This is a genomic window from Mesorhizobium sp. P2_B5 (genome assembly GCF_056404775.1).
Genome location: NZ_JBFUDJ010000001.1, coordinates 1,121,988 through 1,140,928 on the forward strand (window position 1 = coordinate 1,121,988; position 18,941 = coordinate 1,140,928).

16 protein-coding genes are annotated in these 18,941 nt (G+C 64.2%); 13 read left to right on the forward strand and 3 right to left on the reverse strand.

The annotated features are described in order from the left end of the window. The first annotated feature begins 165 nt into the window (after positions 1 to 165). From pncB to AC1D1N_RS05795, 7 genes are all read left to right on the forward strand, one after another. A complete protein-coding gene (pncB, locus tag AC1D1N_RS05765) occupies positions 166 to 1,470 on the forward strand; it encodes a nicotinate phosphoribosyltransferase (RefSeq protein ID WP_477347140.1) in 1,305 nt (434 codons plus the stop codon). A gap of 186 nt (positions 1,471 to 1,656) precedes the next feature. Then, positions 1,657 to 3,099: a hypothetical protein gene (locus AC1D1N_RS05770; RefSeq protein WP_477347142.1), complete on the forward strand. Its 1,443-nt coding sequence runs from the start codon at positions 1,657 to 1,659 to the stop codon at positions 3,097 to 3,099. A gap of 254 nt (positions 3,100 to 3,353) precedes the next feature. Further along, positions 3,354 to 4,658: an ABC transporter substrate-binding protein gene (locus AC1D1N_RS05775; RefSeq protein ID WP_436257645.1), complete on the forward strand. Its 1,305-nt coding sequence runs from the start codon at positions 3,354 to 3,356 to the stop codon at positions 4,656 to 4,658. A gap of 157 nt (positions 4,659 to 4,815) precedes the next feature. Next, the gene (locus AC1D1N_RS05780; protein ID WP_477347144.1) at positions 4,816 to 5,697 is read left to right on the forward strand and encodes a branched-chain amino acid ABC transporter permease; all 882 of its coding nucleotides are present in this window, start codon (positions 4,816 to 4,818) and stop codon (positions 5,695 to 5,697) included. Then, a complete protein-coding gene (locus tag AC1D1N_RS05785; RefSeq protein ID WP_477347146.1) occupies positions 5,694 to 6,656 on the forward strand; it encodes a branched-chain amino acid ABC transporter permease in 963 nt (320 codons plus the stop codon). Before AC1D1N_RS05780 ends, AC1D1N_RS05785 begins: the two co-directional genes overlap by 4 nt. Next, on the forward strand, positions 6,653 to 7,378 hold the full coding sequence (locus AC1D1N_RS05790; protein WP_192255182.1) for an ABC transporter ATP-binding protein: 726 nt from the start codon (positions 6,653 to 6,655) through the stop codon (positions 7,376 to 7,378). The genes AC1D1N_RS05785 and AC1D1N_RS05790 overlap by 4 nt, the downstream gene beginning before the upstream one ends. Next, positions 7,375 to 8,097 carry an ABC transporter ATP-binding protein gene (locus AC1D1N_RS05795; RefSeq protein ID WP_477347149.1) on the forward strand — a complete coding sequence of 241 codons (723 nt, stop codon included), beginning with the start codon at positions 7,375 to 7,377 and terminating at the stop codon, positions 8,095 to 8,097. Before AC1D1N_RS05790 ends, AC1D1N_RS05795 begins: the two co-directional genes overlap by 4 nt. Before the next feature lie 22 nt (positions 8,098 to 8,119). Here the strand turns inward: AC1D1N_RS05795 and AC1D1N_RS05800 are convergent, their stop codons facing one another. The 3 genes from AC1D1N_RS05800 to pncA form a co-directional block, all read right to left on the reverse strand. Next, complete coding sequence (locus tag AC1D1N_RS05800; protein ID WP_477347151.1) at positions 8,120 to 9,082, reverse strand: ornithine cyclodeaminase family protein; 963 nt, start codon at positions 9,080 to 9,082, stop codon at positions 8,120 to 8,122. Between the two features lie 163 nt (positions 9,083 to 9,245). Continuing rightward, positions 9,246 to 10,571: a sodium:proton antiporter gene (locus AC1D1N_RS05805; RefSeq protein ID WP_477347381.1), complete on the reverse strand. Its 1,326-nt coding sequence runs from the start codon at positions 10,569 to 10,571 to the stop codon at positions 9,246 to 9,248. 128 nt (positions 10,572 to 10,699) lie between these two features. Then, the gene (pncA, locus tag AC1D1N_RS05810; protein WP_477347153.1) at positions 10,700 to 11,314 is read right to left on the reverse strand and encodes a bifunctional nicotinamidase/pyrazinamidase; all 615 of its coding nucleotides are present in this window, start codon (positions 11,312 to 11,314) and stop codon (positions 10,700 to 10,702) included. A gap of 283 nt (positions 11,315 to 11,597) precedes the next feature. On the opposite strand from pncA, the gene AC1D1N_RS05815 reads away from it, so the two are divergent. The 6 genes from AC1D1N_RS05815 to AC1D1N_RS05840 are packed head-to-tail and all read left to right on the forward strand — an operon-like array spanning position 11,598 to position 18,881. After that, positions 11,598 to 12,461, forward strand: a complete 864-nt coding sequence (locus AC1D1N_RS05815; protein WP_477347154.1) for an FAD binding domain-containing protein — start codon at positions 11,598 to 11,600, stop codon at positions 12,459 to 12,461. Beyond that, complete coding sequence (locus tag AC1D1N_RS05820) at positions 12,458 to 15,430, forward strand: molybdopterin-dependent oxidoreductase (RefSeq protein ID WP_477347156.1); 2,973 nt, start codon at positions 12,458 to 12,460, stop codon at positions 15,428 to 15,430. Before AC1D1N_RS05815 ends, AC1D1N_RS05820 begins: the two co-directional genes overlap by 4 nt. After that, positions 15,427 to 16,968: a 6-hydroxynicotinate reductase gene (locus tag AC1D1N_RS05825; protein WP_477347158.1), complete on the forward strand. Its 1,542-nt coding sequence runs from the start codon at positions 15,427 to 15,429 to the stop codon at positions 16,966 to 16,968. The genes AC1D1N_RS05820 and AC1D1N_RS05825 overlap by 4 nt, the downstream gene beginning before the upstream one ends. Next, on the forward strand, positions 16,968 to 17,852 hold the full coding sequence (locus AC1D1N_RS05830; protein WP_477347160.1) for a UPF0280 family protein: 885 nt from the start codon (positions 16,968 to 16,970) through the stop codon (positions 17,850 to 17,852). Before AC1D1N_RS05825 ends, AC1D1N_RS05830 begins: the two co-directional genes overlap by 1 nt. Further along, positions 17,845 to 18,429 (forward strand): amino acid synthesis family protein, encoded by a 585-nt coding sequence (locus tag AC1D1N_RS05835; RefSeq protein ID WP_352555952.1) that lies wholly within the window; start codon positions 17,845 to 17,847, stop codon positions 18,427 to 18,429. Before AC1D1N_RS05830 ends, AC1D1N_RS05835 begins: the two co-directional genes overlap by 8 nt. Then, positions 18,426 to 18,881 carry a MarR family winged helix-turn-helix transcriptional regulator gene (locus AC1D1N_RS05840; RefSeq protein WP_192255166.1) on the forward strand — a complete coding sequence of 152 codons (456 nt, stop codon included), beginning with the start codon at positions 18,426 to 18,428 and terminating at the stop codon, positions 18,879 to 18,881. The genes AC1D1N_RS05835 and AC1D1N_RS05840 overlap by 4 nt, the downstream gene beginning before the upstream one ends. Positions 18,882 to 18,941: the final 60 nt, after the last annotated feature.

Consider the following 18,941-nt stretch of genomic DNA (forward strand, 5'->3'; position numbering starts at 1 on the left):
TGGACCGGAGCGGCTCCTTTTTGTCGGGCCAGCTGGGAAAGCGGGCAGCGCTTTCAAAAATTCAATGCTAATAAGCTCTTGCCAAGCAATTCCAGAAAAAGTGTGCGGGGGTTTCCGTCCGGAATTGCGTAAGACAGACGTGAGCAGCGAAGGCGACGGCAGAACATGGCAAGAACCGACATAGCGCGGCGCGTCTACAACCACACTTGGAAGCTGGACCCGATCGTCCGCAGCCTGCTCGACACTGATTTCTACAAGCTTCTGATGCTGCAGATGATCTGGGGCATGTACCCCAAGGTCGACGCCACCTTCTCGCTGATCAACCGCACCACATCGGTGCGCCTCGCCGACGAGATCGACGAAGGCGAACTGCGTGACCAGCTCGACCATGCCCGCACGCTGCGCTTCTCCAAGAAGGAGATGATCTGGCTCGGCGGTAACAATTTCTATGGCCGCAAGCAGATTTTTGAGCCTGAATTCCTCGCCTGGCTGGAAGGTTTCCGGCTACCCGACTATGAGCTCTCCAAGCGCGACGGCCAGTACGAGCTCTCCTTCAGCGGCCCCTGGATGTACACCACGCTGTGGGAGATCCCGGCGCTGGCCATCATCAATGAACTCCGCTCCCGTGCGGCCATGCGCGCCTTCGGTCCCTTCGCGCTTGACGTGCTCTATGCCCGCGCCAAGGGGAAGATGTGGGCCAAGACCGAACGCTTGAAGGCGCTGCCCGGCATCCGCATCTCGGATTTCGGCACCCGCCGCCGCCATTCGTTCCTGTGGCAGCGCTGGTGCGTCGAGGCGCTGAAGGAAGGCATCGGCGAGGCCTTCACCGGCACTTCCAACGTGCTTCTGGCCATGGACAACGACCTCGAAGCGCTCGGCACCAACGCGCATGAACTGCCGATGGTGTTTGCCGCACTTGCCGATACGGAAAAGGAACTGAAGCAGTCGCCCTACAAGGTGCTGCAGGACTGGCAGCGCTATTATGGCGGCAACCTGCTGATCGTATTGCCCGATGCCTTCGGTACAGCATCCTTCCTGCGCGACGCGCCCGACTGGGTCGCCGACTGGACCGGCTTTCGCCCCGACAGCGCGCCGCCGATCGAAGGCGGTGAAAAAATCATCGACTGGTGGCGCGAGAAGGGCAAGGACCCCAGGCAGAAGCTGCTCATCTTCTCCGACGGGCTCGAAGTCGAGACCATCGAGGAGACCTATCACCACTTCAAGGGCAAGGTGCGCATGTCCTTCGGCTGGGGCACCAACCTCACCAACGACTTCGAAGGCTGCGCGCCGACCGAGACCAACAGCCTCGATGCCATATCGCTGGTCTGCAAGGTGACGGAGGCCAATGGCCGCCCGGTGGTGAAGCTGTCGGACAATCCGGCCAAGGCGACCGGGGACAAGAAAGAGATCGAGCGCTATCTCCGGATTTTTGGGGCCAAGGACCGCGTGGAGCAGCTGGTCAAGGTTTGAGGGCGTGCATCGCGGGTTAAGATGGAAATCCCGGAGAACTTGAGTTCCCGCCCACCCCCCTCTGTCCTGCCGGACATCTCCCCCGCAAGGGGGGAGATTGGCAGCGTCGGGCACCGCGCCTCTTTCTTCACCCTTGAAAATTGGCGAAAGCCAAGGCGACATCTAATCTCCCCTCTTGCGGGGGAGATGTCCGGCAGGACAGAGGGGGGTGTGAAGGATCGCGGCTGGCTGACATATGTCGCCTGCTACCTCCTCCTCACCGTCCTCCCCACCCCAGCCTTCGCGCACGCCTCCGACCGGGGCCACGTCCTGCTCCTCCCCACCGGCTACTACATCGCCGGCGGTGCACTTGCCGTCGCCGTCAGCTTCCTCGTCCTGGCTTTGCTGCCACCGGATGCCCTCGACCGCTTCTGGCGCCGCCGCTTACAACTTTTCACATTCAGCGACGCCCCTCGCACAATCGTCAGCCTCATCTTCTTTGCCGGCTTTGCAATCCTCATCGCAGCCGGCCTGTTCGGCAGCCGCGACCCACTCTCCAACCCGCTCCCCTCAACCATCTGGACCCTACTCTGGGTCGGCCTCGCCATCGCGCAAGGCCTGTTCGGCGATCTCTGGTCATGGTTGAACCCATGGTATGGCCCATGGCGGATCGTGACCCGTCTGCTCGGCCGACGCGGCGACCAGGCGCAGCATCCGCGCCTTCCCGCATGGCTCGGCTGCTGGCCGGGCGTCATCCTGTTCTTCGCCTTTGCCTGGTTCGAGCTGATCGACCCGGCGCCCGACGACCCAGCGCGGCTGGCCTATGCCGCCGGCCTCTATTGGTTGGTCACCTTCGTCGCGATGCTCGCCTTCGGCTACTCGTGCTGGAGCCGGCGCGGCGAATTCCTGACGATCTTTTTTGCCATGGTGGCGCGCTTCGCCCTGCTTGAGCGCGACCAGAGCGGCCGGCTCAATCTTTGCTGGCCAGGCGCGAAACTGCTCGCCGCCGCGCCTCTGCCAACCAGCGGCGTCGCTTTCCTGCTGCTCAGCCTCTCGTCTGTCTCCTTCGACGGCCTGTCGAAAACCTTCTTCTGGCTCGGTCTGTTCGGCATCAATCCGCTGGAATATCCCGGCCGCACCGCGCTGATCGGCATCGGCAGCTTCGGACTTGTGCTCACCTTCGTGCTGTTGGCGGCGGCATTCCTGCTGGCCGTCGTGCTTGGCCAGCGTCTCACCGGCAGCCGGCATTCCCTCAGCGAAGCTGCGGGCCTGCTGGTCTGGTCGATCGTGCCGATCGCGCTCGCCTACCATGTCGCGCACTATCTGACGGCGCTGCTGGTCGATGGCCAATACGCGGCTGCTGCGCTGTCCGACCCGTTCGCGCTGGGCTGGAACCTGTTCGGCACAGCCGACATGCAGATCGAGGCCGGCATCGTCGCCGGTGCCGGCTCCGCATGGTGGCTGTGGAATGTGCAGGCCGGCATCATCATCGCCGGCCACATGCTGGCCGTGCTCGTCGCGCATGGCTTGGCCTGGCGGCTGCACCCGGTTCCATCACGCGCCGCCCTCAGCCAATTGCCGCTCACCGTGCTGATGATCGCTTACACGATCTTCGGCCTCTGGTTGCTTGCTACGCCGACAGCGGGATGAGAGAAGACGGTGGACCTGCCAGCGCATGACCCCGAAAATCGGCTTCGATTTCGGAAAGGATCATGCGCAAAACAGGAAATGCTCCAGCGTCCTTTGCGCGTCCTGATGGACGCGCGGCGCTGGATGCGGAAAGCCCGCTTGCCAGGTCGAAGCTTTGGTGATTTAGTTTGTATACATGCGATTTTCGTCCCTTCCGCAAGGAAGTGGCCATGCCTCGTTACAGACAGTCAAAACTCAAAAACAGGGGAACTGCCGTGGCTGACAAGAATGGGTTTTTCGATCTCTCCAAATCCACGCTCTCTCGCCGCACGGCGCTAAAAGGTCTCGCCGCCGGCGCCGGCCTGACGCTCGCGCCAGGCTTTGTCCGCTACAGCCAGGCGCAGAGCTCGGCGCCGGTCAAGATCGGCTTCCAGTTGCACCGCACCGGCATCGGCGCTGCCTATGGCCGCTGGTACGAAAAGACCAGCGCGGCCGCGGTCAAGGCCATCAACGATGCCGGCGGCATCAATGGCCGCCCGGTCGAACTGGTGATCGAGGATGACGGCACCGATCCCGGCCGCGGCGCCGAAGTGGTCGGCAAGTTCGCCACCCAACACAAGACCGACATCGTCTTCGGCACTTTGTTTTCGCATGTCGTCATCGGCTCGGCGCCGGCGGCCGGCGAAAACAAGATTCCCTATTTCGTCGTCAGCGAAGGCCACCATGTCGCCTCGACCAAGCTCAACCGTTACGTCTTCCAGCCCGGCATCACCGACGTGAAGAGCCAGATCCAGTCGATGGCGCCGTGGATCGCGGCCAATGCCGGCAAAAAGGTGACGCAGATCTTCCCCGATTTCGCTTTCGGCTACGACCATCGCGACTACCTGCCGCCGGCGCTGAAGGCGCAGGGCGCCGAGGTCATCGCCCAGATCGCCATCCCGCCGACGGAATCCTCCTTCACCAAATATTTTCCGCAGATCCCGGCGGAAACCGAGGTGATCTACCACGTCATGGTCGGCCCAGCCGTGCTCACCTTCGTCAAGGAGCTCGGCGAGTTCTACGGCTCCAACCGGCCGCAGCTGTTCGGCTTTATCGATTCGCTTGAAGCCACCGACATCAACAGCCCCGGCCTCGAATTTTTGGACGGCAGCCATTTCTGGGAAGGCTCGCCGCGCTATGCTCAGGCCAATGACTCAGCAGCGCAAAAAGCCTACCGCGCCGCCGTCGGCATCGACGACAATGGCGCTGCCGTCGGCGACCCCAAGGACGTCTCCACCGCCGCCCACATGTTCGGCTGCTGGGAAACGCTCTATGTGGTCAAGAAGGCGATGGAAGACGCCGGCTACAAGGGCCCGGAAGACCGCGCCAAGCTGGTCGAGGCGACCGAAGCGCTGACAGAATTCGCCGAAGGGCCGGAGCACCCGCAGGGGCCGAAAACCTTCAACGGCAAGATCCACCAGTGTTTTGGCATCCAGAACATCTCCAAGGTCGAGGGCGGCAGGCTGAATGTCGTCCACAAGACCAAGATCGAGGACGGGCTGTACGAGGCCGAGGGGGACTACACGACGCAGGCGCTGTAGGCGCTTACCCTCCCCCTTGTGGGGAGGGTCGGCACGCAAGCTTCGCACTTTGCGAAGCTTGTGAGACGGGGTGGGGTCACGACGGCCCGTGCCCCACCCCCCACCCGACCGCTGCGCGGTCACCCTCCCCACGAGGGGGAGGGTAAGGGCGCCCTGAATGCATTTCGGACCTCATCTCCTCCTCGCCGCCCTCGAAGGCCTCGTCACCTCAGCCGTGCTGGCGCTGACGGCGCTGGGACTGTCGCTGGTGTTCGGCGTCATGCGCGTCGTCAATGTCGCCCATGGCGAGTTCTTCATGCTGGGCGCGGTACTCGCCTGGGCGATCTCGACAGCCGTCCCCGGCCATCCCACGGTAGGCTTTCTGGCCGCGCTGGTGATTGCGCCGCTGATCGTCGGCGCCATCGCGCTGGTTGCCGAGCGGCTGGTGCTGCGCCGGCTCAATTACAATCCGGAAGCCACCATCGTCGCCACCATCGGCATGCTCTACATCATCCAGCAGCTGGCGCTGAGCTTCTACGGCCCGGAAGCGCGCCCGGTGGAGCCGCCCTTCAGCTATCGTATCCTGCTGCCCTGGTTCGGCTATTCCGGCTACAAGCTGTCGATCATCGCCGCCTCCGCACTTCTGCTCGTCCTCACCTGGCTGGTGCTGACGCACACGAAGATCGGCCTCATCATGCGCGCCACCCAGTATGACAGCGAGACGGCGCAGGCCTTCGGCATTCCGGTCGACCGCGTCTATGCCGGCGTCTTCGCGCTCGGCGCCATGCTGGCCGCCATCGCCGCCGTGCTGATCGTGCCGATCAGCCAGGCGCACTATCTGATGGGGCAGGACCCGCTGCTTCTGTCCTTCATCGTCGTCATCATTGGCGGTCTCGGCTCGCTGCGCGGCACTGTCGTCGCCGCGGTGCTGATCGGCCTGTCCGACGGCATCATTTCGGTGTTCTTCTCGCCGACTCTGGCCAAGATCATCGCCACCATGCTGGTCGCCATGGTGCTGGTGTTCCGGCCGCAAGGCTTGTTCGGGCAGGCGTCGCGATGAGCGAAGCTTCGCCGGCAAAAGCCTATGCATTGCATCTCGGCGTCATCGCGCTGCTCTTAGCGCTGAGCTTCGTCCTGCCCGACTATCATCACGGCCTGCTCGCCCGCATCATGGTGCTGGCGGTGTTCGCCATGGGCTACAACATGCTGTTCGGCTATGTCGGCCTGCTCAGCCTCGGCCATGCCATGTTCTTCGCGGCCGGCCTCTATGGCGCAGGCCTATCGGTCATCCATCTCGGCTGGAACGTGCCGCTGGCCTTCCTCGCCGGCATCGCTTGTGGCGCGCTGCTGGCGCTGGTGATCGGCCTGCTGGCGCTGCGCACCACCGGCGTCGCCTTCATGATCGTGACCATGATGTTCGCGCAGGTGTTTTACCTCGTCATCCTCTATTTTGCCGCCTGGACCGGCGGCGACCAGGGCCTGGTCGTGCCGCAGCCGGCGCGGGTTCTGATCTTCGGCGCGACATCGCTCGACCTCACCAACCCGACTGTCCGCTACATGAGCGCGCTCGCGCTCTTTTCGGTCGTGCTGCTCATCACGCTCGCCGTCGTCCGCTCCCGCTACGGCCGCGTTCTGGTCGCCGTGCGCGAAAACGAGGAGCGCACGAAAATGCTCGGCTACGACACCTTCTCGAACAAGCTCATCGCCGTCGTCGTCTCCGGCACCATCTGCGCCGCTTCGGGTGCGGCCTATGCGCTGTTGTTCGGCTATGTCGGCTCGAGCCTCGCCTCGGTGCAGTATTCCATCCTGCCGCTACTCTGGGTGCTGCTCGGCGGTGCCGCAACGACGCTGGGTGCCCTGATCGGCACGGTCTTCATGTACTATGTCATCGACATCGCCAGCGGCTACACCTCGGCCTATCTCTTGATCGTCGGCATCGCGCTTATCCTCTTGGTGCTGTTTTTCCCCAAAGGCATTTTGGGCACCATCCGCCAGCGCTGGCTTGGGTGGCTGCCATGATGCCGCTGCTGACGACAAAGAACCTGGCGCGCAATTTCGGCGGTCTGCGCGCCGTCGACGGTGTCGATTTCCAGCTGATGCCGGGCGAAATCCGCGCTGTCATCGGCCCCAACGGTGCCGGGAAAACCACCTTCGTCAGCCTGATCAGCGGCCGCATCCAGCCGTCCTCCGGCATGATCGTCTTCGACGGCACCGACATCACCAGCCGGCCGGCCTATCTCAGGGTGCGCCAAGGCATCGCTTACACCTTCCAGATCACCAGCGTCTTTGCCAATTTGTCCGCCTACGACAATGTCGCGCTGCCCGTTCAGCGCACGCTGACCGATGGCCGCTCGAAAGGCGCCGTGCGCACAGGCGTCATGGCGGCGCTGGAGCGCACCGGCCTTGCCGACCGCGCCCATATGCCGGCCGGCCAGCTCTCCTACGGCCATCAGCGGCTGCTGGAAGTGGCGATGGGTCTGGCGCTGAAGCCGCGGCTGTTGATCCTCGACGAGCCCACGCAAGGCCTGGCTGATAGCGAGATCGATAATTTCATCGAGCTGGTGCGCGAGATCGCCAAAAGCGCCACCGTGCTTTTGATCGAGCACAATATGCCGGTCGTCATGCAACTGGCCGACCGCATCACCGTCTTCAACGCAGGCAGGATCCTCGCCGAAGGCACGCCCGAACAGATCCGCGCCAACACACAGGTGCAGGAAGCCTATCTGGGGACGGCGCCATGACCGAAGCCCCCTCGACTGAAGCGCTGACCATCTCCGGCCTCGATTGCTTCTATGGCGAGGTCCAGGTGCTCTATGGCCTCGACCTTGTGCTCTACAAGGGCGAGGTGCTGTGCCTGTTCGGCCGCAACGGCGCCGGCAAGACGACAACGCTGAAGGCGATCATGGGGCTTGTTCCGGCCAGCGCCGGCTCGATCCAGCTCGCCGGCAAGGAACTGACCGATCTGCCGGCGCATGAGGTGCCGAAGGCCGGCGTCGCCTATGTGCCGCAAGGCAGGCGGCTGTTCGCCGAGATGACGGTTGCGGAAAACATCGACATCGGCCTGATGGCGCGCGGCAGGGGCAAGGCCGTGCGGGAAAATGTCCTCGACCTTTTTCCATTGCTGCGCCAGCGGCTCAGGCAACGCTCCGGCACTTTGTCCGGCGGCGAACAGCAGATGCTGGCCATGGCCCGGGCGCTCTGCCTCGAACCGCAGGTGCTGTTGCTCGACGAGCCAACCGAAGGCCTGATGCCGTCGATGATCGCCAAGATCCGCGAAACGGTGGTGAAGTTGCGCGAACTTGGTGTCTCGACCATCCTGGTCGAGCAGCGCGTCGATGCCGTGCTGTCGGTCGCCGACCGCGTTTGCTTCATCGAGAACGGCCGCAACCGCGAGACCGTCGATGTCGAGCAACTGCGCGCCGACCCGTCGGCGGTCAGGCGTTATGTAGGGGTGGGCTGAAGCAGGCCTGGACCTCTGAACTCTAATCGTCCAGCGCACCGATCGCTTTCGCGCGCACAAATGCCAGGCCGGCCAGTGCGAGATCGCCAACCGCCATGCCGCGGAACGCGAATGCTGTCCGCTCATTTGCGCCCTGACGACCGGACACGTCGCCGCCGACCAAACCCGTCAGGTCGCCGGCAACGAGCTCGGGTCTCACCATCGGTTTGCTCATTTGCGCCTCTTGCACCAGGTCGTCTATGACGATGCGATCGAAGACGGTCATGGTCTCGGGCAGCCAGGGCAAAGCCAGATCGGTCATGGTCGCGAAGGCTCCCGCCTTCAGCCATCGGGCATCCAAAAATGGAGTGGGCTCTGGCACTAGAGTGACTGTCGTCACCACAATATCGGCAGTCTCGACCGCCTCTTTGGCGGTATCGCTGGGTACTGCGGTTAGACCGCGAATCTCGGCCAACCGACACAATGCGTCACGATTGCTTTTGCCCCGACCAAAGGCGCGAATCTCTTGCAACGGAAAAAGATCGGCCAGGACCTCGAGATGACCGCGCGCCTGAACGCCGCATCCGATGAACGCGACGCAGGCCGAGTCGGCTCGAGCCAGACGCTTGGCCGCCGCAGCGCTTAGACCGGCCGTTCGCTTCGCAGTCACCCAATTGCCGTCGACCACTGCAAGCGGCAGACCCGTCTCAGCGTCGAGAAGGGTTACGAGCGAGTTCAGGATTGGAAGTCCCCTTTCGGCGTTGCGGGGGTTGACCAGCAGCGATTTGGTCGCCAGCACCCGGGGCTCCGTCGCGACTCCGAGAGTGGCCATGATGTAGCGGTTATCGCCCGGCAGAACGACTGCCTTCGGCGCACACCATACCTCGCCCCGCCTCTGACCGACGATCTGCCGCTCGATTTCGTCGACCATGTCGGACGTGGAAATTGGCAGGCTATCCAGGAATTCGCCCGACAGATAAGGCAAGCGGTCGGCTTGGATGGTCATTGTCTCCCCAACAATGGCTTGTTTCGGTACGCATTCCTCGGTTTCAGCGTGCAGTCGACCTATATCCTCGTTGATAGCAGAAATTGCCGACTCCGCATACGCATGCGCTGTCGGCTCCATGCCGCTCGCAGACGGATCCCGATCCCCTAAGCCGATGGCTGCCTCAGCTAAAAAACAAAAAGCCCGCGACCAGAAATACCGGCACCAGTACCAGCCCTGACCACACCATGTAGCCGAAGAAGCCAGGCATCTTCACGCCGCGATGCCGGGCGATGGCGTAGACCATGAAGTTCGGTGCGTTGCCGATATAGGTGTTGGCTCCCATGAACACAGCGCCGGCCGAAATCGCAGCCAGCGTCGAGGCGGCTTCCGTCATCAGATGTTGCGGATCGCCGCCGGCCAGTTCGAAGAACACCAGATAGGTCGGCGCATTGTCGAGGAAGGACGACAGCCCGCCGGCCAGCCAGAAATAGGCGAGATCGTTGGGCTGACCGGTGGGCGAAGTGACCAGCGCGACCAACGGCGCCAGCGCGCCATCATGGCCGGCGCGAAGGATGGCAATCACCGGCACGATGCAGACGAAGATGCCGGCAAACAGTTTCGCGACCTCCGCGATTGGTCCCCAGGTGAAGCCGTTGGCCTTGCGATGGCTTTTGTAAGAGACGACAAGCGACAGTCCGGCCAGCCCCAGGATGATCGCGTCGCGTACCAGGTTCTGCAATTCGAGGCTGACGCCCAGCACTGGAAAGCTCACGCCCGGCTTCCCCGCCGCCGACAGTAGGATCGCGCCAATGACGCCGGCCAGCAGCGGCAAATTGGCGAGGCCGCGAATGCGCACCTTCGTGTCCGGCGTCGGATCCGTGATCTTCGGTGCACCGCCTTCGCGGCGGTGCAGCACGATGTCAATGGCCAGGAAGACAATCAGCACAAGGCCGCCGGTGAACAGCGTCTCGCGCCAGAGATTGGCCGTCGTCCAGAAGAAGTCGACGCCGCGCAGGAAGCCGACGAACAGTGGCGGGTCACCCAAGGGCGTCAGTGAACCGCCAATGTTGGACACCAGGAAAATGAAGAAGATGACGACATGGGCGTTGAACGGCCGGTTGTCATTGGCGCGCAGCATCGGCCGGATCAGGATCATCGAGGCGCCGGTCGTGCCGATCACCGAGGCCAGCATCGCGCCGACAAGCAGCAGCCCGGCATTTACCAGTGGCGTGCCGTGGATGTTGCCGGCAACAAGGATGCCGCCCGAAATGGTGTAGAGCGCGAACAGAAGGATGATGAACGACATATATTCGGTGAGCAGCGTGTGCAGCACGGCCTCGCTCGCCAAAGGCATGCCGAAGGCGATCGCCAGCGGCACCACCACAAGTGCTGCCCAGGCGGCGGCGATCTTGCCGTAATGATGCTCCCAGACATGGTGGAACAGCAGCGGCCCGGTGGCGATCGACAGCAGCAGTCCGGCAAACGGCAGCCCCCACCAAAGCGACATTGCGGCACCGGGCAATTCGTGGGTTTCCGACGCGAAAGCCAGTTCGGGAAACAGGAGAATGGTGACGGTCAAGGTGCCAGCCACCAAAACTGCCAACGATCGTGCAAAACTCCCCCGACGCCTCACGGTCAGGCCGAGGTCTGGTCTTCGAGCCTCACCCCGGCGTCGCGCATGCGCTTCAGCATCGCCTCGACCGAGCCGTTGAGATCGATGCCGCGGCAGGCGTCGAGCCGCACCGTCGTCTTGAAACCATGCTTGATCGCATCGAGAGCCGAGAAGGCGACGCAGAAATCGGTCGCCAGGCCGACCAGCGTCACAGTGTCGATACCGCGCTCCTTGAGGTAGCCGGCGAGCCCGGTCGGCGTCTTGTGGTCGTTCTCGAAGAAGGCGGAGTAGCTGTCGATTGCCGGGCGAAATCCCTTGCGGATCACCAGTTCGGCCTTGGTCCAGGCGAGCCCTGAATGGAAGTCCGAGCCAAGGCTGCCCTGAATGCAATGGTCGGGCCATAGCGTCTGCGGCCCATAGGGCATCTCGATCGCGCTGAAAGGCTGCGCCCCCGGATGGCTGGAGGCAAAGCTCGAATGTCCGGCCGGATGCCAGTCCTGGGTCAGCACGACGTGCTCGGCGTGCCGGATCAGATCGTTGACCAGCGGCACGATCTCGTCGCCGCCCGCAACCGCCAGCGCACCGCCGGGGCAGAAGTCGTTCTGCAGGTCGATGACAACAAGCGCTTCGTCGGCCATGGCGCCTCTCCTCTTTCTTCGTCTCGAGCAGGGATCGAGTGAAAAACGCCGCGGATGCGACCGGATGCAGAAACTTGACCAGATGGCGGCCTGCGTCAACCTCTGGAACCGTAACAAATGCGTAGCGACCAGCTTCCCTCAAACTCCGGCTTTGACAATTCCCGCCAGCTTGATATCATTTGCATACGAATGAATTTGGCCAGATCGAATACTGGCGGGGTTTCGGGAAGACCCCACTTTTGGCAAGGCCCGAATGGAAGGCCCATTTCTTGGGAAGGCAGGCGTGATCCGTTACGCGAAACCCACCACGCTGGACGAGGCGCTCGATCTGCTTGGCGAGGGCGCCTGGCGCGTGCTTGCCGGCGGCACCGATTTCTATCCGGCGCAAGGCGCCAACCCCTTCCGCGACAATGTTCTCGACATCAATGGCCTGGCTTGCCTGCGCGGCATCGTCGAGACCGAGAGCCATTGGGTTTTGGGCGCCCGCACCACCTGGACCGATCTGGTCCGCCATCCCTTGCCGGCGGCTTTCGATGCGCTGAAGCAGGCCGCGCGTGAGGTCGGCTCGCTGCAGATTCAGAATGTCGCGTCCATCGCCGGCAATCTCTGCAACGCCTCGCCGGCTGCTGACGGCGTGCCGGGTCTGCTGGTGCTGGACGCCGAGGTCGAACTGCGCTCAGTCGCAGCGACGCGCTACCTGCCACTGCAGGGGTTCATTCTCGGCAACCGCCGCACGGCTTTGCTGCCCGGCGAACTTGTCACCGCCATCCGCATTCCGAAGCGCGCTTCCGCCGGTACGTCGGCTTTCGTCAAGCTCGGTGCCCGGCGCTACCTTGTCATCTCCATCGCCATGGTGGCGGCGCGCCTTGTCGTCGACAACGGTATAGTCACGGAAGCGGCCGTTTCCGTCGGCTCCTGTTCGGCTGTCGCCAGGCGGCTCGCCGGTGTCGAAGCTGTGCTGCGCGGCAAACCTGCCGGCCCGGCACTCGCCGATGCGGTCCTGTCCGCGCCGATGGCCGAGCTGTCGCCGATCGCCGATGTGCGCGGCAGCGCCGAATACCGGCTCGATGCGGCACGCGAGCTTGTCGCCCGCGCCGTGCTGGGAGCCTGCGGATTGACGAACGACAACAGCATGGTGGCGGCATGAGCCAGGTTCGGTCTGAGGCGATAGAAGCTCTGCCCGACCTCGTGCCGGGCTTCGGCCTCGAGCGTGCGGATATCGCTTTCGCCGTCAATGGCGCCGCCGTCTCGGTCAATGTGCCGCCGCTGCGCCGGCTCTCGCAGGTTCTGCGCGACGAATTGCAGCTGACCGGCACCAAGGTCGGTTGCGATGCCGGCGATTGCGGCGCCTGCACGGTCCTGGTCGACGGCGACGCCGTCTGTGCCTGCCTGATGCCGGCGGCCTCCGCGGCCGGGACATCGGTGACGACCGTCGAGGGCCTCGGCAATGGCCGCCTGTCGGCGCTGCAGGCGTCTTTCCTGGCGCATGGCGCGGCGCAATGCGGCATCTGCACGCCGGCCCTGCTGGTCGCGGGCACGGCGCTGCTGGAGACAAAGCCGAACCCGACCGAGGTCGAGGTGCAGGATGCGCTGGGCGGCATCCTCTGCCGCTGCACCGGCTACAGGAAGATCATCGCGGCGGTGATGGATGCAGGGCGGTTCGCGGGTGAAACATCAATGGACCGCGCCGCCCCTCATCCGCCTGCCGGCACCTTCTCCCCGTATAGTGACGGGGAGAAGGGGCAAGTTCCGGCGCTGGCGACCCCCTCTCCCCGTTCTTCACGGGGAGAGGGTAAGGGTGAGGGGCGGCGCCAACCTCATTCGTTGGACCTTGGCCTTGACCGTAAAATGCCGAGTTCAGGGAATGCCGTAGGTGCATCCCCGGTCCGGCTGGATGGCATCCCAAAAGTCACCGGCGGCGAAAAGTTCGGCGGTGATTCTTTTCCCGCCGATGCGCTGGCGGTGCTGGTGGTGCGCTCGCCGCACTATCACGCCGGCTTCGCCTTCGGCGATCTCGACGGCTGGGTGAAGAAGCATCCCGGCATCGTCGGTGTCTTCACCGCCGCCGATATTCCAGGCAAAAACTGTTTTGGCGTCATCGGTCCATTTGCCGATCAGCCGGCGCTGGCCGAAGGCTTTGCTCGCCTGCGCGGCGAGGCTGTGGCGCTGGTCGCCGGCGAGCGCGAGGCGATGCTCGATCTTGATCTCAGTGATTTCCCGGTCCGCTGGACCGAATTGCCGCATTTTCTGCAGCCCGGCGACGCGCAGGCCGAAGGTGCTGCGCTGATCCATGCCAACCGCCCGGACAATTTGTTGACCAAGGGCTTTGTCGAGCGCGGCGACCCCGAGGCCGCTCTTGCCGGCGCTGCCTTCACCGCGACCGGAGCCATCGACACCTCCTATGTCGAGCATGCCTATATCGAGCCGGAGGCCGGCCACGCCTATATGGATGGCGACACTCTGGTCGTCGTCGCCTGCACCCAGGCGCCTTACATGGACCGCGACGATACGGCCAAAGTGCTTGGCCTTGCCGTCGACAAGGTGCGCATCGTGCCGACCGCGACCGGCGGCGGTTTCGGCTCCAAGCTGGACGTCTCGCTACAGCCTCTCATCGGCCTTGTCGCGTTGAAGACCGGCCGGCCGTCAGCGCTCGCCTACACCCGCAACGAATCCATGATGTCGACCACCAAGCGCCATCCCTCCGAGATGAAGGCAACCATCGGCGTCGATGCCGAGGGACGGGTCACCGGCATGGTCTTCACAGGCGATTTCAACACCGGCGCCTATGCCAGCTGGGGCCCGACCGTCGCCAACCGCGTGCCCGTGCACGCCTCCGGTCCCTATGCGACGCCGAACTATCGGGCCGAAGGCCGCGCCATCCACACAAACGGGCCGATCTCCGGCGCCTTCCGTGGCTTCGGCGTGCCGCAGGCGACGATCATGCAGGAGACGCTCTATGATGAGCTCGCCGGCAAACTGAGCATGGATCGGCTCGATTTCCGCTTGAAAAACTGCCTTCGGAACGGATCCGAAACGGTTACCGGGCAGAGGCTGGAGTCGGGTGTCGGTATTTTCGAATGCCTCGATGCATTGCGGCCGCATTGGGCTCGCGCGACGGCCGACGCAGATACATTCAATTCCTCCAATACGAGCAAAAAGCGCGGCGTCGGCATCGCGTCCTGCTGGTATGGCTGCGGCAACACCTCGCTGCCCAATCCGTCGACCATAAGGGTCGGCATTGCGCCAGCGGGCGAGGTCATCCTGCATCAGGGCGCCGTCGATATCGGCCAGGGCTCCAACACCGTCATCACCCAGATCTGCGCGGACGCCCTCGGCCTGCCGCTGGAAAGATTCCGGCTGAAAAGCGCCGACACCGCGATCAGCCCCGACGCCGGCAAAACATCGGCCTCGCGCCAGACCTTCGTCACTGGCAAGGCGGCCGAAAAAGCCGGCCGCGCCTTGCGCGAGAAAATCCTGCGCTTTGCCAATGTCTCGGAGAACGCGGCCTTGCAATTGGACGGCGCGGCGCTCGTCATCCGCGAAGGCGAAGCCACGCGCCGCATCGATCTCGCCGCCCTCGATGTGGATGCCGGCGGTTTCGTCTTCCGCGCCGAAGAAACCTACGATCCGCCGACGCTGCCGCTCGATGCCAAGGGCCAGGGCAAGCCTTACGCCCTCTATGGCTATGGCGCGCAGATCGCCGAACTCGAAGTGGATCTCAAGCTCGGCACCGTGAAGCTGTTGAAAATCACCGCCGCGCATGATGTCGGCAAGGCGATCAATCCGCTGTTGGTCGAGGGGCAGATCGAAGGCGGCATCGCGCAAGGCATCGGCATGGCGCTGATGGAGGAGTATATCCCCGGCCGTACCGAGAATTTGCACGACTATCTCATCCCGACCATCGGCGATGTGCCGCCGATCGAGCACATTCTGATCGAGGTTCCCGATCCGGAAGGCCCGTTCGGCGCCAAGGGCCTGGGCGAGCATGTGCTGATCCCGACCGCACCGGCGATCCTCAACGCCATCCGCCACGCCACCGGCGTGCTCGTCACCAAGGTCCCGGCGACGCCGACGCGCATCCGCGCCGCCATCCGCGAAAAGGAGGCCGGCCGATGAGCGAGCTTGCCGAACGCTTCGAAACCCACGATCCCGGCGAGAAGCTGGTGGCGGAAAAGATCCGCTGCGATGCCTGTCCGGTCATGTGCTACATCGCCGACGGTCGCACCGGCGCCTGCGACCGCTACGGCAACTCAGGCGGCCGCATCGTGCGCATGGACCCGCTGACCATTCTCGATCATGCGGCCGAAACCGGCGGCGCCGTCGTGCCTTTCACGGCCGAAGGCGAGGAATGGGACGGCGAACTCGTCAACACCGGCCGCCGCTTCGTCACCGCAATCGGCGCTGGCACCACCTATCCCGACTACAAGCCGGCGCCGTTCATCGTCAGCCAGGAGGTCGAAGGCGTCGATCTCGTCACCGTGGTCACCGAGGGCATCTTCTCCTACTGCGGCGTCAAGGTGAAGATCGACACCGACCGCCATCTCGGCCCCGAAACGGCAATCGTGCGCTCGCAAGGCGAAGCGATCGGCCATGTCACCACAGGCGAATACGGCTCGCAGATGCTGTCGCTGGGCGGCGTGCATCATCTGACCGGCGGCTCCAAGTCGGAGGGACGCGCCACCTGTGACGCGATGCTCAATCTGTGCAACCGCAAGCCGGTCGAACTGACCATCGACGGCGGCGCCACCATCATCGTCGAAGCCGGCAAACCACCTGTCATCGACGGCAAGCAGGAACACCGCATGCGGGTTGGCTGCGGCTCGGCGACCATCGGCATGTTCGCCACGCAATGGCGCGGCCTGGTCGACGAGGTGGTGGTGGTCGACGACCACATCACCGGCGTTGTCTCCGAGCATCAGGCCGGCAAGGTGCTGGGCTGGCAGGAGACCGGGATCAAGATCATCGGCCGCCGCTCGACGCCGGGCCGCTATTTCAAAGTCTCCGAGCCCGGACTCGGCTGGGGTGGCACCTCGATTTCCGACCCGCTGTCGATCCTTGGCGAGTGGAACGCTAAGAAGGGCGCGCGCCCTGGCCTGTCGCTGCTGATGGTGTCGACGACCGGCGAGCAGTTCGCCTATTACGAACTCGATGACGAATTGAAGCCGGTCGAAAAGCCCTTCCCGGAACGGCTGCAAAAATCGGTCGGGCTGATCGAGGACAATTGTGAGCCGGCGCTCTGCACCGTGCTGTTCATCGGCGGCGCCGGCGGATCGCTGCGCGCCGGCGTCACCGAAAACCCGGTCAATCTCACCCGCTCGGTGCAGGGCCTGAAGACCTATGTGACGGTCGGCGGCGCGCCGGTCTATGTCTGGCCGGGCGGCGGCATCACGCTGATGGTCGATGTCACCCGGGTGCCGGAAGGCGCCTTCGGTTATGTGCCGACGCCGGCGCTGGTGGCGCCGATCGAATTCACGCTGCGTCGCGACGACTATGTCAGGCTGGGCGGCTATGAGGCCGAAATCCGCAGCGTCGACGACATCGTCGCCAAGGGCGGCGAATACCTCAATCCGCGCCGCGGTACAGGCGCCGAGGCTCAGAACCCGTGGCCACCGCTGGCGCAGTTGCGTCGCGCCGGCTCGAACGGGGCCACCTGATGCGGGGCCCGCAGGTCAACTGGCTGCAGGACGGCAAGCGGCTGCATCTCAATCACGGACCGATCGACCTCATCGTCGAGGCCTTCGGCGAGGTGGATGAGTGTCGTGCCGCCTACGACCAGGCCGTCGCGCGCTTTCAGACGATCCTGATCGAGTTGGTCGAGGAGCTGCCCGAACTGCGGCTGCCGGCATTTTTCCTGGCGCCGCGCACCTTCGCCGGCCCGACGGCGCGCCGCATGGAAGCAGCCGTCATACCCTTGGCGGAATGCTTCATAACACCGATGGCCGCTGTTGCCGGGTCGGTAGCCGACGAAATGCTCGTCGCATTGCTTGCCGGCCGCAAGCTCGATCGCGCCTATGTCAACAATGGCGGCGACAGCGCGCTCCATATCGGCAGGGGCCAGTCAATGAACCTTGCGATCGCCGGCACTGGCAACGGTATGGCCGACCGCATCACCATTCACTCGGCAGACGGTGTGCGCGGCGTCGCCACCAGCGGCTGGCGCGGCCGCTCCTTCTCGCTTGGCATTGCCGATGCCGTCACTGTGCTGGCGCGGACTGGCGCCGAGGCCGATGCGGCGGCGACGCTCATTGCCAACGCCGTCGACCTGCCCGGCAATCCGGCCATCAAGCGCATTCCCGCACAGGAACTCTCGCCCGACAGCGATCTCGGCGCGCGGCTGGTGACACAAGCGGTCGGCACGCTTGCATTTGGCGAGGTGGCGCGGGCGCTGGACAATGGCCTTGCTGTCGCCGAAGATTTTCGCCGGCGCGGCCTGATCGCCGCATCGGCGCTGTTTCTTGGCGGTGAGACCCGCATCAGTGGTTCCATGGCGCTTGCCGCGCCCAACAAAAATCCAGGGAAGGAAGTTGCCCATGCCTGAGTTTCCGATCCGCAAGATTGCGGTTCTGACCGAAGAGATCTTTCACGATGGCGGGCCGGTCGCAGCCGTGCCGCGCCGCCGCGCCGCAGCCGTGGCGCTGGTGAAGAACCCGTTCGCCGGCCGCTACGTGGAAGAACTGCAGAGCGCCATGGACGATCTGAAGCCGCTCGGGCTGCTGCTCACGGACAAGCTCATTGCCGCATTGGGCGGTGACATCAAGCAGATCGACGCCTACGGCAAGGGCACCATTGTCGGCTCGGCGGGTGAACTCGAGCATGGCGCGCTGTGGCACGTGCCGGGCGGATATGCCATGCGCGAGCGGCTCGGCGACGCCAAGGCGATCGTGCCGTCGGCAACCAAGGTCGGCGCCTTCGGCTCGCGGCTGGACGTGCCGCTTGGTCACACCAACGCCGCCTATGTGCGCAGCCATTTCGACGCCATGGAAGTCGGCCTCAGCGACGGGCCGCGCCCCGACGAAATCCTGTTCTGCCTCGCCATGAGCTGCGGTCCGCGCGTGCACGACCGCATGGGCGGCCTGGCGGTAGGCGACATCAAGGCCTGGGACGGCTTGCGATGAGCGGCGGTGAGCTCAAGCTGGTCGAGGCCGAAGAGCCTGACGATCATGACTATCGCCTGCAGGAGCAGGTCGGCTTCATCCTGCGCAAGGCGCACCAGCGCCATGTCTCGATCTTTGCATCGCAGATCGGCGACCTGACGCCGCCGCAATTCGCAGCGCTGGCCAAGCTGCACGATGTCGGCGAGACCTCGCAGAACCAGCTCGGCACGCTGATCGCCATGGATGCGGCGACGGTCAAGGGCGTGATCGACCGGCTGAAAGCGCGCGGCCTGGTCGATCTCACCAAGCATGAGGTCGATAAAAGGCGGTTGCTGGTCAATCTGACGCCTGAGGGACGCGAGGCGATCGAGCGGCTGATCCCGCTGGCACGCGCCATCACCCAGGAAACGCTGGCGCCGCTGACCGCCAAGGAGGCGGCTACCTTTATGCGGCTGCTGGCGAAACTCGCCTAAGCAATTCCAGGAAAAGTGCGAAGCGGTTTTCCCGGGAAAAGCGCATAGCGCTCTCCCTTG